At 53.9% G+C, this 14,292-nt stretch carries 13 protein-coding genes; 3 read left to right on the forward strand and 10 right to left on the reverse strand.

The genetic code is table 11. From position 1 onward, the window contains the following. Window positions 1-46: 46 nt before the first annotated feature. From AC3ZPD_RS05945 to AC3ZPD_RS05985, 9 genes are all read right to left on the reverse strand, one after another. Complete coding sequence (locus AC3ZPD_RS05945) at window positions 47-1,789, reverse strand: putative bifunctional diguanylate cyclase/phosphodiesterase (RefSeq protein ID WP_490983339.1); 1,743 nt, start codon at window positions 1,787-1,789, stop codon at window positions 47-49. Window positions 1,790-1,792: 3 nt separating this feature from the next. Then, entirely contained in the window at window positions 1,793-2,641 is an 849-nt protein-coding gene (locus AC3ZPD_RS05950; protein ID WP_490983340.1) for a PHP domain-containing protein, read from the reverse strand. Continuing rightward, complete coding sequence (locus AC3ZPD_RS05955; RefSeq protein WP_490983341.1) at window positions 2,638-3,552, reverse strand: selenium metabolism-associated LysR family transcriptional regulator; 915 nt, start codon at window positions 3,550-3,552, stop codon at window positions 2,638-2,640. Before AC3ZPD_RS05955 ends, AC3ZPD_RS05950 begins: the two co-directional genes overlap by 4 nt. 153 nt (window positions 3,553-3,705) lie before the next feature. Next, window positions 3,706-4,143 carry a hypothetical protein gene (locus tag AC3ZPD_RS05960; protein ID WP_490983342.1) on the reverse strand — a complete coding sequence of 146 codons (438 nt, stop codon included), beginning with the start codon at window positions 4,141-4,143 and terminating at the stop codon, window positions 3,706-3,708. Window positions 4,144-4,419: 276 nt separating this feature from the next. Continuing rightward, window positions 4,420-4,683, reverse strand: a complete 264-nt coding sequence (locus tag AC3ZPD_RS05965; RefSeq protein ID WP_094096168.1) for a YlbG family protein — start codon at window positions 4,681-4,683, stop codon at window positions 4,420-4,422. A gap of 42 nt (window positions 4,684-4,725) precedes the next feature. Then, on the reverse strand, window positions 4,726-5,166 hold the full coding sequence (locus tag AC3ZPD_RS05970) for a YlbF/YmcA family competence regulator (RefSeq protein ID WP_490983343.1): 441 nt from the start codon (window positions 5,164-5,166) through the stop codon (window positions 4,726-4,728). A gap of 171 nt (window positions 5,167-5,337) precedes the next feature. Continuing rightward, complete coding sequence (locus tag AC3ZPD_RS05975; RefSeq protein WP_490983344.1) at window positions 5,338-7,449, reverse strand: helicase-associated domain-containing protein; 2,112 nt, start codon at window positions 7,447-7,449, stop codon at window positions 5,338-5,340. Window positions 7,450-7,458: 9 nt separating this feature from the next. Then, complete coding sequence (locus tag AC3ZPD_RS05980) at window positions 7,459-9,243, reverse strand: DNA repair helicase XPB (protein WP_490983345.1); 1,785 nt, start codon at window positions 9,241-9,243, stop codon at window positions 7,459-7,461. Window positions 9,244-9,502: 259 nt separating this feature from the next. Continuing rightward, on the reverse strand, window positions 9,503-10,672 hold the full coding sequence (locus AC3ZPD_RS05985) for an amidohydrolase (protein WP_490983346.1): 1,170 nt from the start codon (window positions 10,670-10,672) through the stop codon (window positions 9,503-9,505). 229 nt (window positions 10,673-10,901) lie between these two features. On the opposite strand from AC3ZPD_RS05985, the gene AC3ZPD_RS05990 reads away from it, so the two are divergent. Then, window positions 10,902-11,120, forward strand: a complete 219-nt coding sequence (locus AC3ZPD_RS05990) for a hypothetical protein (protein ID WP_490983347.1) — start codon at window positions 10,902-10,904, stop codon at window positions 11,118-11,120. Continuing rightward, a complete protein-coding gene (gene ftsW / locus AC3ZPD_RS05995) occupies window positions 11,117-12,412 on the forward strand; it encodes a putative lipid II flippase FtsW (protein ID WP_490983348.1) in 1,296 nt (431 codons plus the stop codon). The genes AC3ZPD_RS05990 and ftsW overlap by 4 nt, the downstream gene beginning before the upstream one ends. Before the next feature lie 159 nt (window positions 12,413-12,571). Here ftsW and AC3ZPD_RS06000 read toward each other — a convergent pair whose 3' ends face one another. Then, entirely contained in the window at window positions 12,572-12,934 is a 363-nt protein-coding gene (locus AC3ZPD_RS06000) for an Asp23/Gls24 family envelope stress response protein (RefSeq protein ID WP_490983349.1), read from the reverse strand. 218 nt (window positions 12,935-13,152) lie between these two features. On the opposite strand from AC3ZPD_RS06000, the gene cax reads away from it, so the two are divergent. Continuing rightward, on the forward strand, window positions 13,153-14,223 hold the full coding sequence (gene cax, locus AC3ZPD_RS06005) for a calcium/proton exchanger (RefSeq protein ID WP_490983350.1): 1,071 nt from the start codon (window positions 13,153-13,155) through the stop codon (window positions 14,221-14,223). Window positions 14,224-14,292 lie beyond the last annotated feature (69 nt).

Below are 14,292 nucleotides of genomic sequence, written 5' to 3' on the forward strand. Positions count from 1 at the left end.
AAAGAGCCGCCGCTGCCGGTTTTCCCGGGTTGCGGCGGCTCTTGCTTTATTTTTCCCTTTCCAGCCCGACGCTCATGTCGTCTCTGAACATTTGCTCCATGGCGGCACGGCTCAGCGGGCGGCTGTAATAATAGCCCTGAATCAGGTCGCAGCCGCTGCCTGCCAGAAATTCGAGCTGCGACTTCGATTCCACACCTTCGGCAAGAACGGTAAGGCCAAACGATTTGCCCAGCTGAATGATGGACACCAGCAGCGTGCTGTCTTGTTCGGACAGCGGTGTGGCCTGAACAAACGACTTGTCGATTTTTAAAATATCGATGGGGAGCGTTTTTAAATAATGAATAGAAGAATAACCGGTTCCGAAATCGTCGATGGAAATTTTAATGCCTTTGCTTCTGAGCCTTTCGAGCTTCTCTTTGATCATCACCGGATCGTTCAGCATCGTCTCCGTAACTTCCAGCTCCAGATAACACGGCTCCAAGCCGGAATCCAACAACGCGTTGTCGACAACGTCCAGAAATTGAGGATGCCTGAACTGTATGGCCGAAACGTTGACGGATATCGTCACTTTCGGATAACCCTCGTCCTGCCAAAGTTTGGCGAGCCGGCAGCTTTCCCGCAGAACCCACTCGCCGAGCCGGATGATAAACCCGTTCTCCTCCGCTACCGGAATAAACTCCATCGGCGGAATCATTCCCCGCCCCGGATCGTTCCAGCGCAGCAGGACCTCCAAGCCGACCAGGGACGGGACCGGGTCCAGGTTTCCTTTCGGCTGGAAAAACAGCTCGAATTCCCCGTTCTCCAAAGCTTTGGGCAATTTCTTCTCGATTTCGATCCGTTTATGGATCTGATCCAGCAAAGCGTAATGAAACCAATAAGGCTCGCCGACATTTTCCTGTTTGCTTTTTTTTAAGGCCAAGTCGGCATAATTGAGTAACAGCGGCCCTTCTTCCCCATGATCGGGATACATGCTGATGCCAAAACTGAAATTCAGCCTGATTTCTTCGTTTTTGGCATAATAAGGTTTATGAAGGGCCTCCGATAACATCAGCGCCTGATTATGAATAGCATAACGGGAGCCTTCCTGGGGTTTAAGCAAGACGATAAAGTCGTCTGCAAAACTCCGGCACAAAATGCCTTCTTCATCCAGCAGACGTTTCATCCGTTCCGCAGCTTCCAGCAGCAGACTGTCCCCGGTCTTGTCCCCGTAGCTTTCGTTAAGGTAGCGGAATCGGTCGATATTTATCCGGATGATGGCACAGGGACGACCTTTCCGCAGTTCATTCTCCAGCTCCAGCTTAAAACGGCTTAGGTTCAGCAGCCCGGTAAGCGAGTCAAAGAAAGCAAGCTCCTCGATGCGTCGGGACGATTTTTCCCGCTCCTCGACTTCTTTCGTCATATCAAACTGCAGACCGATAAAATAAAGCAGTTCTCCGGCTTCCCCGAAGACCGGGCTGATGGTGAGCTGATTCCAGAAGGGCGTGCCGTCTTTGCGGTAATTTTTCAGGGTAACCGTCTCTGCACTCTGGTCCAGCTGGGCACGTTTAATAATCATGAGAGCTTCGGCGCTGGTATCCGGCCCCTGCAGGCAGCGGCAGTTCTGCATCAGAATTTCTTCCGCTTCATAACCTGTCATAAGGGTAAATCCTTGATTGACGTAAATAACCGGGTTATCCGGCAAATTAGGGTCCGTAATAATCAACCCGATTCCCATTCGTTCAACGGCTTTCATGAACTCTGATGCAGTCAGGAACGCCTCGGGATCTTCGAGATGCAAGTGCTCCTCCAACGGTTATACCTCCTTTAATTGTTGGACAACTTGCCAGAATACGGTTCGGCTGCCGAGCTCTCCATGAAAAACGGCACCGTTCCGCGATCCGTGGAAATCGGATCCTCCCGTAGCGATCAGCCCGTAGCGGTCCGCCCATTCTCCGTAGCGGGCTTCATCCTCCTGCGAATGATCCGGATGATAGACCTCCAGCCCGGCCGGTTTCCCGCTCTCCAGCAGAGACAGGATTAACGAATCCCGGCCATAGATGCCGGGGTGGGCTATAACGGGAGCGCCCCCCGCCTCCCGGATCCAGGCAAACGCCTCCTGCGGCGTTACTTTCGATACGGACGCATAAGCCGCGGCTCCTTCAGCCAAATATCGGTCAAAGGCGTCACGGATGTCGGAGGCATAACCTTTGGCCACTAAAGCGGCAGCGATATGAGGCCGGCCCAGGCTTTCTCCCTCCTGAAGCACCCGCCCCAGCTCCTTTAGCACATCCTCCATGCCGATCTGGACGCCCAGCTTCCTTAGATGGCTCAGAATCACTTCGTTTCGCTGCTCCCTCGCATTTCTCAGCCCGCTCAGCCTTGCCTCAAGCACCGGATCCCGATGGTTCAGAAAATAGCCGAGCACATGAATGTCCGCATCCTCCGCCCGGGTGCTGATTTCTATGCCGGGAACCACCAGAATATCCAGCTTCCGCCCGGCTTCAAGCGCTTCGTCGATTCCCGATACCGTGTCGTGATCAGTGATCGCAATTGCGGTCAATCCTTGTTCCTTCGCCATTCTTACGTTATCCGCAGGCGAATTCAGCCCGTCCGAAGCCGTCGAATGCGTATGCAAATCGGCTTGTCCCTGCCGCAAAATCATAAATGCTCCTCCTTAGCTTTTGGCTGCTTGATGAAGTTCAGGAAAGTGACTGCCGAAATAGGCAGCAGAGTCGATTTTAAATGAATGGAGAAAAACCTTCTCTTAAAAGAGGCATTGCGGATAGGAACCGTTCGAAGCAGCCCTAACGCCAGTTCATGCTTGACGGAGGACGGAGACAGCATCGTAACGCCAAACCCCGCTTCCACCGCCGATTTCACCGCGCCGGTACTGCCCAGCTCCATCACGACGTTTAAATCTTCAAGCCGGATTCCGCGGCGCTGGATTTCCTCTTCCATGACCTGTCTCGTTCCCGAGCCCTTCTCACGGAGCACAAAAGGATGTTTGGCTGCCTCCTCCAAATCCACGCCTTCCGGTTGATCCAGCTCATGTCCTGCCGGAACAACCAGCATTAATTCGTCTTCCATGACCGGTTCTATTTCAATATCGGGATGGTCGACCGGAGCCTCCACCAGTCCGAACGTAAGCTGATGCTGCAGAATGTATTCCACAATCTGCGAGGTATTCATGACCTTCAGCATAATTTGAATATGCGGGTATTGATGGCCGAAAGGGCCCAGCAGTCTTGGCAGCACATATTCGCCGATCGTCAGGCTGGCGCCAAGCTGCAGCCGCCCTTCGAGCTGGTGGGTAAACCGGGACATGGCGTCCTCCGTTTCCCTCATCAGCTCGAGACTGCGCACGGCAAACGGCAGCAGCGCCTGTCCCGCTTCCGTCAGTTCGACCCGTCTGGTTGAACGGATCAGCAGCTTGCTGCCAAAGTGTTCTTCCAGGGACTGCATTTGCATGGTGACGGCCGGTTGGGTCATATGCAGCGCTTGGGCGGCAGCGGAGAAACTCCCGAGTTCGGCCACGGTATAAAAAATATGAAGCTGATGATAATTAAGCGCCATCCTGATCCATTCCTTCCTATACCTTTACAATACCATGTCGCGGCCGCTGTTTAAACCGGTTTACCATTTAAAACTCAGGAGCCGTCCTCCGTTGCCGGACAACAAAAAAAGCATGCCCGCTCACCGGCGGCGCATGCTGTAAAAGCCGTGTTCTTATTTGCGTTTGCGGCTGTTCTTCAGGAGCGTCGTTCTCCTGGAATGCCGCAGCCAGGAATAGTAGGTTTTCAGATCTCTCAGTTCCATCGTTTCAGACATTTTCCCGAGGAAAGTGACGATGATCATTTTATACAGCGGCTGACCAAGCAAATCCGTTTCTCCGGCCAGTTCGGCAAATTCCGCCACAAAAACAAGGTCCTGATCGATCAGGTATACATCCTCTTCGTTCCGGTAGTATTTCGTGATCCGGCCTTGCTTGAGGCAGTCCCACAGATAAACCGCAATGGCCTCATTTTGGGAAGCCGGCGCGCCAATTCTTTCCCTAAATCGGAGCACAGCATGATGGGTGACTACAACATCGGCAACCTTGTATTCGCCAAGCGCGATATAAAAAGATTCATACGTATTCCAACGCTGCGTAGCTCTGTCCTTCAAGGCTACCCACCCTCCCCAGGTTCCAGATTTAGCTATAGTACCAATTGGCTAAGCATTTATTCCTATAATAGTATAATATCCCGATTTGATGCGCAAGTCTCATGCAAGTCTCTTTTACAAGTCTCTCTAATCTGAATCTATTAACCGTTTTAAAGAATTATGCCTGCTATTTTCGCAGGACGCGGGAAGAAATAATCTCCTCTAAAAAAGAAAGAAGAAACGGCGCTGCCGTTCCTTCTTTCGAAGCGGAATTTGGAATTCCTAACTCATGCGCCTCTAAAGACCGTAATATTGGGTTTTGTCAGGCACATTTTTGTTGTATTCGGTTTTAATCTCATTCCGGTACGATCTTTCGATCTTCCGTACATACGAGAGTTTGCGGACATTTTTCATAATATCCTCTGCACGATCGGCATTTACGTACATCACCACGTAATGCATTCTTCTGGACAAATACAAGACGTTTCCGTATTTATCCAGATTTCTGGCCGCTTTCAAATCGCTGACCCAAATAATAAATCCTGCCCGTTCCGGAAACATGTCCGCCGCTTCCCCCGCTTTCTTGTATAAATCCCGGCGGTTCTAGCCGCCGCAGCCGCAGGAACCGCCGCCTCCGCAGCCGCCCTTCGGATTCGGATCATTGCTTGGCACCTTGATCGATTGTGAAACGGAGTAGGCAATCATTTCCGACATTTCGTGAAGCATGTCGTCCAGTTCCTTCTCGGCAAGCTTAAACCTTCTCACCGCTTCAAACTCCTCAAGCTCCCGTTCCACCTCAGCCACTTTATCTTTGGCCTCATGATAGTTGGGGTGGAAATGCCCGAAACGCTGGGTTTCCTCGAAAAGCTCTTTCTTGGAAGCGAGTTTGCGGACGCAGCTTTGAATCTGCTCGTCGCTCTCCACTGCCTGTTTCCAATATAAATAGTCGGTCACGCAGGCCGAATGGTTGATCATGTCGCCCAATTCATAGGCGTATGTCAGCATTTGGGCCATATCGACCGTTCGCGATTCAGCTACGCTCATGAACATTCATCTCTATTCTGTAAAATGTTCTACTCCGTTCGCCGGTCAGTAGACCTTTTCATCATATCATAAACCCGTCCGGAGAAGAAGATAAAATCAGCTTTTGGGTTTACTGGGGTGAGCTTACAGCAGAAAATCCGCCCAGAAAGGAGCTTAGCTGCCCTATGGAACTTAAGTTTTGGCGGGCAGCAGAATGCGGATGCCCTCAATATCGGCCGGGTTCAGCTCCCGGTAGGTTCCTGCCCGGAACACACCGTTGTCTCCGGCCTCCACCGCCAGATCCGCCCCGGCTTTCCACTCTCCTCCGCCTTTAATCCATTTGGGCATGGCGGTATAAGTGCCGCCTTTCAAACGGAGCTCCACCCTTGTCTTCCAGTCCAGCGCCTGCTGAAACAGCAGCCTCACCGTGGAGGCGTGATAGGATTTCATCTCGCGCGTCCAGGATCCCGGAACCTTTCGCAGTCCCGGAAACAGCTCTTCATAATCGGGGATGGGAGAACCGGCCGGAAGAGCACGAAAAGGTTTGCCCGAATAGATCCAGGCCTCGGGGAACTCCTCCTTACGGGGATAATCGGCCGCCTCCCCCGCAGAGAGATCCTCCGGCGGATTCAGGGGCGCAAGGCCAAGCCGCTCCAGCTCCCGGTAGACCCGTCCGACAGCGCCCGCCGCGACAATAAAGTAGCGTGGACCGATTTGTTCCAGCGTTGCTTCAACGGCAGCTTCAGCCGCAATCCGCGCAGCCGTCTCTTCATCCGCGCAGTGCAAAAGCACTGCTTTGGAGAAGGCGGTTCGTCCAAGCTCGTCCCCCCATTGCCGGAGCGTCATCGCAAGAGAGTCCGGCACCCCCGTTAAAGCGTGGCTCTCCAGGAAACCCAAAAGTTCCTCCATGCTTCTCCCGCTTGTAAGCGCGGTTTCCACGGATTCACGGGTCAGACGGTAGGTGGTCATGACATCGGCAGCCGTGAGCTGGCAGCAAAGCTCCAGCTCCCAGCGGACTGCATAAGAGGTATCCGGCGGGACCAGAATTTCGAAGTCGGGCTGAACGAACACGCCGCCGGTCCCCGGAGAAGACACGTCGCCTGCCGGATTAGCCAAAACCCCGGAACCGGAATCGGATCCGGTCCCGCCGAATCTTTCGGCAAATCCTTGTCGGGGATCCGGTTTGCTCAGCCAACGGAACATGAGCCCGGCCGCCCCCGGCACGTCCGTTGTCGAACGTTTTTTTTCGTTAAACCATGCAGCGAGCTCTTCCGGCCCCCCTTTCGGCCCCTCAACCTCTCCCCCTTGGCTTTGCCCCTGCTCATGCATGTCTTCTGAAGCCGCATAGCCGAGTTCGAGCCAGCCGAATCCGCAAAGCGCCTTAAGCCAGCCGTACAGCCACGCCAGCTCATCAGCTTCTGTCAGCATCCGGTTCCCGGAAGCAGCCGTGCGGCCTCCTCCAATTCCTTTGGCGCGCAGCTGCCGAAGGATGCCTTCAACGCTGTCCCACTCGCCTGGTCGGGAAGCCGGATGCAGCATCGCGCAAACGGCATGTTGCAGAAAAGGGCTGGACGGAACGTACCGGACAATAAGCTCCGCCATCAGACGGCCGTTCATCTCGGCTTCCGACTGCCCGAGCCAGCGGACCAGCTGCGGTTCGTTAACGGCCCACGTTTTCTCCCTTTTGCGAATCAAACCCAGAGACAAAGCCAAATCAAGCAATACGGCGGCGGCCGGAGGATAATGTTCCTGTTCCGGATAACTCAGCCGAAGCCCGTCCAGATCTTCATCCGTCAGGCTTATCCCCGCCAGGAACCTGCTCATCGAACGCTGGTGAACCCGGCCTTGGGCGGTCAGGGGCAAAGCGCCTTTCGCAATGCCCGACAAGACCCGCAGCAGATGATGAGCCAGTGCCGGCTTCGCTTCCTTCAGCAGAGTAACCCGGCCCTGCAGGTGCCCGCTTTTGCTGCGGTCCGCCCGCAGGAGGACAAACTCTCGTGGCTGGATGAAAAAAAAGGCCTCAGGCGAAAGCGCATAAAGCTGTTCTGACCAGCCCCTGCTTACGGTTTGCACGCCCCCCACCCGCCGGAGCAGCTGAAGGCCGTAAACAAGCTCCGCCGCGGAGAAATAAGCCGTTGCCTGGCTCTCAAGCTGCTCCAGCGAAAAAGGCTGCAGGGCAAATCGGATAAAAAGAACCTCCAGCGTACGTGCTTCCAGGCTCCCCGGCCGTTCAGAAAGGAGCCAGGAAGGCAGGCCGCCAAATTCGTTTTCATTTTCATTATGATTTTCCAAAAAGGATTCCACGGTTTATGTTTATGCCTCCTTTATTTCCTGTTTTTGTTCTAGTTTCACTTCAGCCTCCTGTTCGCTGCCCGGCGGCATGACGGAGATCGTCTGGCTGTCCATTTTTTCGATCGAGTATTCGTAGCCCTGCTCGACCAGAAACAGCTGCCGTTTTCTTGCAAACTCTTCTTCCCGGGTCTGATCGGAGACCAGACTGTAGAAAAATGCGCGGTTATCCCCTTGCTTGGGCCGCAGAATCCTGCCGAGCCGCTGGGCTTCTTCCTGCCTCGAGCCGTAGCTGCCGGAAATCTGGATCGCCACAGAAGCATCGGGCAGGTCCACCGCAAAATTGGCGACTTTGGAAACGGCAAGCACGCGGAGACGTCCCGCCCGGAATTCGGCATATAAACCCTTTCGCTGCTCCTGGGAGGTCGCCCCGGTGATCAAAGGAATCTCCAGCTGCGCCGCCAGCTTGACCAGTTGATCGACATACTGTCCGATAATCAGAATCTGCCGCCCGAGGTGAAGATCGATTAGCCGGCGCACGACAGCCGTTTTGTTCGGATTCTCTGCAGCCAACCTGTATTTCCCCTTATTCCCCGCCTGCTCGTAAAGTCTGCGGGCTTCGGCCGGCATTAAAATCCGGATTTCGCGGCATTGAGCCTCGGCGATCCATCCCTGCTGCTCGAGGGCTTTCCAGCCCACCTCCTTCTGCTTAGGTCCGATCAACGAAAAAACGTCCTGCTCGCAGCCGTCTTCCCTGACGAGCGTGGCCGTCAGTCCCAGCCTTCTTGTCGCCTGGATATCGGCCGTCGCCCGAAACACAGGCGCTGGCAGCAGATGCACCTCATCATAAATAATCAGCCCCCAATCCCTGCCGTTCAGGAGAGGCAAATGCTTAAATCCCTCTTCCTTTCTCGTCCGGTGGGTCAAAATCTGATAGGTGGAGACAGTGACGGGCCGGACTTCCTTGCGTTCTCCCGAATACTCGCCGATCTGCTCCGGCTTAAGGCTCGTTTTTTGCTGCAGTTCCCTTATCCACTGCCGGACCGAAGTTATATTGGAGGTAAGAATGAGCGTTTCGCACTGCAGCCGCTGCATCGCTCCGATACCGATGACCGTCTTTCCTGCGCCGCACGGCAGCACCAGCACCCCGCTTCCAGCTGAGCTGCCATTTCCTGCAAAGATGCCCGCAAAAGCCTCGACGCAGCTCTGCTGGTAATCCCTAAGCTGGAAAAGCCCTCCCTCCGGCAGCAGGGAATTCCAATTAAAAACCAAAGAAGCCCCCTTCCGGTAGCCGACCTCGTCAAGCACGGGATATCCCAGCCTTGTCAGCTCCTGCTTCAGAAGTCCCCGGTATTCCGCTTTGACCCGTACCGCGCCTGCTCGCGTTCGGACCAGTCCCAGGTTTTGGAGGGAGGAGGTTTGCAGCAGTCGTTCAAACTCCTCCGCAGCGCCTTTCCTGAATCCCAGCTCCAGCTCTGCAGCCACCTCGCCTTCTCGATCCTGAGCAGGCTTAAGCACCAGCTGTCCATATCTTCCTGCCCATGCCGCCACGTTTTCTTCGACCTTGGCTGGAACCGGCCAGCGGGACAAGATCCGCAGCTTCTCAACCGCTCCTGCGGCCGTCTCGCCTAAAGCTGCGGCGTTCCAGAGCGAAAGCGGGGTCAGCTTGTAGGTGTGAAACGCCGAAGGCATTTTCACCAGCTCTGCCATCTGTCCAAGCATTTCCCGAGCGTTCTCGAATTCCGGATGGGCCGTCTCAAGCAGAACGGTGTGATCGTTCTGTACAATACATGCGCCTTGTCCATTCAATTTTCCGTTCCTCCCGGCGTTTGGCTCTTTATGATGAACCCTGATTTTTTCTCCATAACCAAAAAACTTACATGCACACGCATACATGCAAAAAAAGCCCGGCCGCTTCAAGCGGGGGCTTTCCATGCCGAATGCCGGTTTTTCCGGCACCCTTCGTAAACTTCAAACAAACCGTTTGCCCTGATTAGTAGAGTTTCCCAATTTTGCCGCGGACATTCATAAGTATGGGCATAGGCATAAAATCTTGTCCGGTTCGGGGCTACCGCCATTCCTCCATATAGTTCTCAGCCAAAGCGATCAGGATTTGGGCCGCATGCGCCATTCCCTCTTCATCCAGATCGAACTTCGGATGATGGTGCGGATATTCCGCGCCTTTCTCAGGGTTTCCTGCGCCGACCAGAATAAAGCAGCCCGGCACCTTCTGCAAATAATAAGCAAAATCTTCGGCAGGCATAATCGGTTCGGGCGATACCGCCTTTATTCCTTCGAGGTGGCCGGCCACCTTAAAAAATCTTGCCGTCTCCGCCTCGTCGTTAACCAGCGTTGGGTAACCCGGAATATACTCCAGCTCCGCCTTCGCACCGTAGGTTTCCGCCGTATGCGCCACGACGGAGGCTATCCGGTCCTGGATAAGCTTCCTTGTCGTTTCATTAAAACATCTTACCGTCCCGGCCAGCCGTCCCCGTTCGGCTATTACGTTCTGCACGGTTCCCGCACGGAACGAACCGATGGTCACCACGGCCGGATCAAGCGGATTGACCGAACGGCTGACGACGCTTTGCAGCTGCATAACCAGCGCCGAACCTACCACCACGCTGTCTACGGTTTTATGGGGCATTCCGCCGTGCCCGCCTCGGCCATGGATGTTGACGAAAAATTCATCGGTCGAAGCCATCATCGGCCCTGGGAGCGAAGCGGCGGTGCCCACAGGGATCGGCGTCCACAAATGCACGCCGTAAATGACGTCCACCCCGTCCAAAGCGCCGTCCTGGATCATCGGCAGCGCCCCGCCCGGACATACCTCTTCCGCCGGCTGGAACAGAAGCCGGATCTCGCCGCGAATCTGCTCTTTGCGGCCCGCAAAATATTCGGCAATGCCCAAAAGCGTTGCCGTATGCCCATCATGACCGCAGGCATGCATGACGCCCTCTACTTCGGATTTATATTCCACTTCTTTTTCATCCTGAATCGGCAGGGCGTCCATGTCGGCCCTTAAAGCGACCACCGGGCCGGGCTGACTGCCTTTGATAACACCGACTACGCCGTTGCCGCCGACCTGTGTTCTGTATTCAATGCCAGCCTTTTTCAGCACGTCCGCTATATAGGCCGAAGTCGCCTGTTCCTGATAAGATAACTCGGGATGACGGTGCAAATAACGTCTTCGTTCCACCATCACCGGATACAAGTGTTCGATGTCTCCCCGTCCCATGGCTCTTTACCTCCGCTTGGCTGCCGGCCGTTATCGGCCCGGCTTTTTTCTCATATTGTAACAGAAATCCGAAGCAATAGGACAGGCGTGCAAAATTACTGCGCCGCTGCGCCTCAGCCAGCCGCTTCATCCGGCGCCGTTCCTGCTTGCGCAAGCCTAGTAAACATACTATCATGGTAATTAATGAAAACTTATGGCATTTGCTAGTTTAATAGTTAGGAGGATGTTCATGCACGTGGATAACGGGAACGGAGGTTCAGGCAAAATCGAAGCTAACGGCATCAGCACTACCGATCCGCTGCGCGGCTTACATGCGGGCCGCTTGACCGGTAATGAACATTCCGGGGGCCTGTTCCCGCTCCCTTTCTTTATGGCTGCGCGGGTTTGCCCCGCTGAAGCCGCCGGCGCCGGCCGGACGATGTCTTCCTTCGGGCGGACAAGTCCATGAGGCGGTCTGACGTCAACTCCGGCACTAAAGATAAGCAGGAACAGCAAAACGGATCCAAGCGGGGAACACCTGATTTTCAGCTGCTGATTTTAACGCTGCTGCTCGTCGGGTTCGGCTTGGTGATGGTGTTCAGTTCAAGCTCCAGCATCGCTGTTATCAACAGTGATTTCAATAATGATTCGATGTATTTCGTCAAAAAACAGCTGCTGTTCGCCATAGGCGGCGTAATCGCCATGTTTATTACGATGAACATTCCGTTTCAGCGGTATAAAAAGCTGTTTGTGCCGGTTTTTATTCTGGTCATCATCATTTTGCTGCTTATGCCGTTTATCGGCTCGTTGCGCAACGGCTCCCGAAGCTGGCTGATCCTTGGTCCGATCAGTATCCAGCCTACGGAGTTCGCTAAAATCACGATCATTTTATATCTGTCGGCGCTCATAACGAAAAAAGGGGAACGGTTCCGGGATCTGCGGTCCGGCTATATCCCTGTGACCATGATCGTCGGATTTGTTGCGGGTTTGATCATGCTTCAGCCCGACTTCGGCTCCTGTCTCATTTTGGTGGCAACCTCGGGACTGATTATTTTTGCCGGCGGTGCCAATCTTAAACACATCATGGCATCGCTGGTGCTTTTGGCGCTGGGGGTCGGCCTGGTGCTCGGAGCCAAAGCCCTGATCGACAGTCTGCATGCTTCCGGAGCCGCGGATTCGCTCACATCCGGCTACAAAGCCGGACGGTTTCAGGCCTTCATCGATCCGTTTAAGGATCCGAAAGGCTACGGCTGGAACCTGCTTCAATCGCTGACGGCGATCGGGCACGGCGGCATGACGGGAACCGGCTTTGGGCAAAGCATCCAGAAGCTGCATTATTTGCCGAACCCTTATAACGACTTTATCTTCTCGGTCATCGGCGAAGAGTTCGGCTTCATCGGAACCCTCCTGTTCCTGCTGGTGTATGTATACTTCATTTGGCGCGGACTGCTTGTCTCCCTCCGCTGCCAGGATACATTTGGCACTCTGGTTGGCGTCGGCATTATGGGACTGATCGCCATCCAGGCTTTCGTCAATATCGGCGGGGTCACCCGGACGATTCCGATCACCGGGGTTACGCTGCCGTTCATCAGCTACGGGGGCTCTTCCCTGCTGGTGATGATGGCAAGCATGGGGATCGTGCTCAGCATCTCCCGTTCTTCCGTCATCGTGCAGAAACGCGAGGTCACCAAATCGGTGGTCGTGCGCGAAGACGAATTGAACGGGCGGCGCAGACGGTACGGGCGTTATGAAACGCGATAAGAGATGAAAAAGAACAGCAAAAAAGTCCGGCCAGAATATCTGGGCCGGACTTTTTTGCTGTTCCCTCTTAAAGGAATTTTTTCACGCGGACTAACAGCGCTGCGCAGGGAAAAGGATATGTATCCGGGCTGCTCGCCCCTTCTTTCCTTGCTCCTTGCCTTAAAGTTCGTCGTTCTTGAACGCTACGCCTTCCACCTTCACGTTCACCTCGACCACTTTGAGCCCTGTCATGCTTTCAACGGCTTCCCGCACGTTCTGCTGGAGCATCCGGCAAACCTCATGAATGGGGGTTTCGTACAAAACCAAAATGCGCAAATCGATGGCCGCTTCCAGCTGGCCGACTTCTACCGTAACGCCTTTTTGCATATTTTTACCGCTAAGACGTTTGGCCCAACCTTCCGATAAACCTCCGGACATTGCAGCAATCCCCGGTGTTTCAAGGGCAGCCATTCCTGCTATCTTGGCAACCACGTCATCCGCGATTCGAATTGCGCCTGTTGCGAGCCCCAGTTGCTCGGTCATGGCTATTCCTCCCTTACCTTGTCGACGACACTTTTTGCAAAACGTCCGCCACAAGCTTATTTATTTACAATTGTAATTCCAACCGCGAAGGAAAGCAAATGTAGACTTGCTTTAAAATTTTCGTTTATAATTTTCCTCATATTGGTTATATTGATTTTGTAATGTTTTGTCGGGAACTGGTATCTCCCGGCTTCAAACAAGAAAAAGAGGTGTGTTTATTGAAGAAGTTGTGGTTTCCTACTGTACTCATCATCAGCTTTATCCTTAGCGCTATCGGACATTATGCCGGCTTCCCCTACACGCTGGAGTTTATCATTTCGTCCATTTCGGTCATCTTTGTAGCCGGATTTCTGGGTAAAGCCACAGAAAGCGTCGCCCACCATGCGGGTCAGCGGCTCGGGGGATTCCTCAACGCCACGTTCGGCAATGCCGCCGAGCTGATCATCGGGATTTTGCTGGTCAAAGAAGGGCATTTCGATATGGTAAAAGCCAGCATCACCGGCTCCATCATCGGCAATCTGCTCCTTGTGCTTGGGCTTAGCGTGCTGGCTGGCGGCATCAAGTACAAAATTCAAAATTATAACGTTTCTTTGGCCGGCCTGAACGGCTCGCTGATGATCCTGGCAATTATTGCCTTGTTCGTCCCGGCTATCTTTCTACATACCGAAGCGATCGAATCGACGGATACCAACCTGCTCAGCCTAATCGTTTCCGGTGTTTTGATCGCGGCTTATCTGCTGTGGCTTGTCTTCTCAATGATCACGCATAAGGATTACCTGGCCGATGTTTCGGATGGCGGACCTTCCGACGTGGAGCACGAAGAAGCCGTATGGTCCAAAGGAAGATCCATCCTCTATTTGGTCATCGCCACAGTTATGGTCGCTTTTGTCAGTGAATGGCTGGTGCACACGCTGGATCCGATTACGGAAAAATTCGGCTTATCCGAAATTTTCGTCGGTGCGTTTGTCGTAGCCATTGTGGGCAACGCCGCCGAACATTCCGCAGCCGTAATGCTGGCCTTAAAAAACAAGATCGGCGCAGCCGTGGAAATTGCGGTGGGCAGCAGTCTGCAGATCGCCTTGTTTGTGGCTCCCGTTCTCGTTTTTGTCAGCCACCTGTTCGCTTCCGGACCTATGGATATCGTCTTTACGGTCATTGAGCTTGCCGCAATCGGCGTAGCCGTCTTTATCGCCAAATCGATCACGCAGGACGGATCGACCAACTGGTATGAGGGCCTGCTCTTATTAGGCGTCTATATCATTCTCGGCGTTTCCTTTTATCTCGTCTAATTTAAACTTTCAAAAAAGGGGACGGACCCCGTTCAGCTTGGATGCTGACCCGGGTCCGTCCCCTTCAAT

This window comes from Paenibacillus mobilis, from assembly GCF_058267595.1.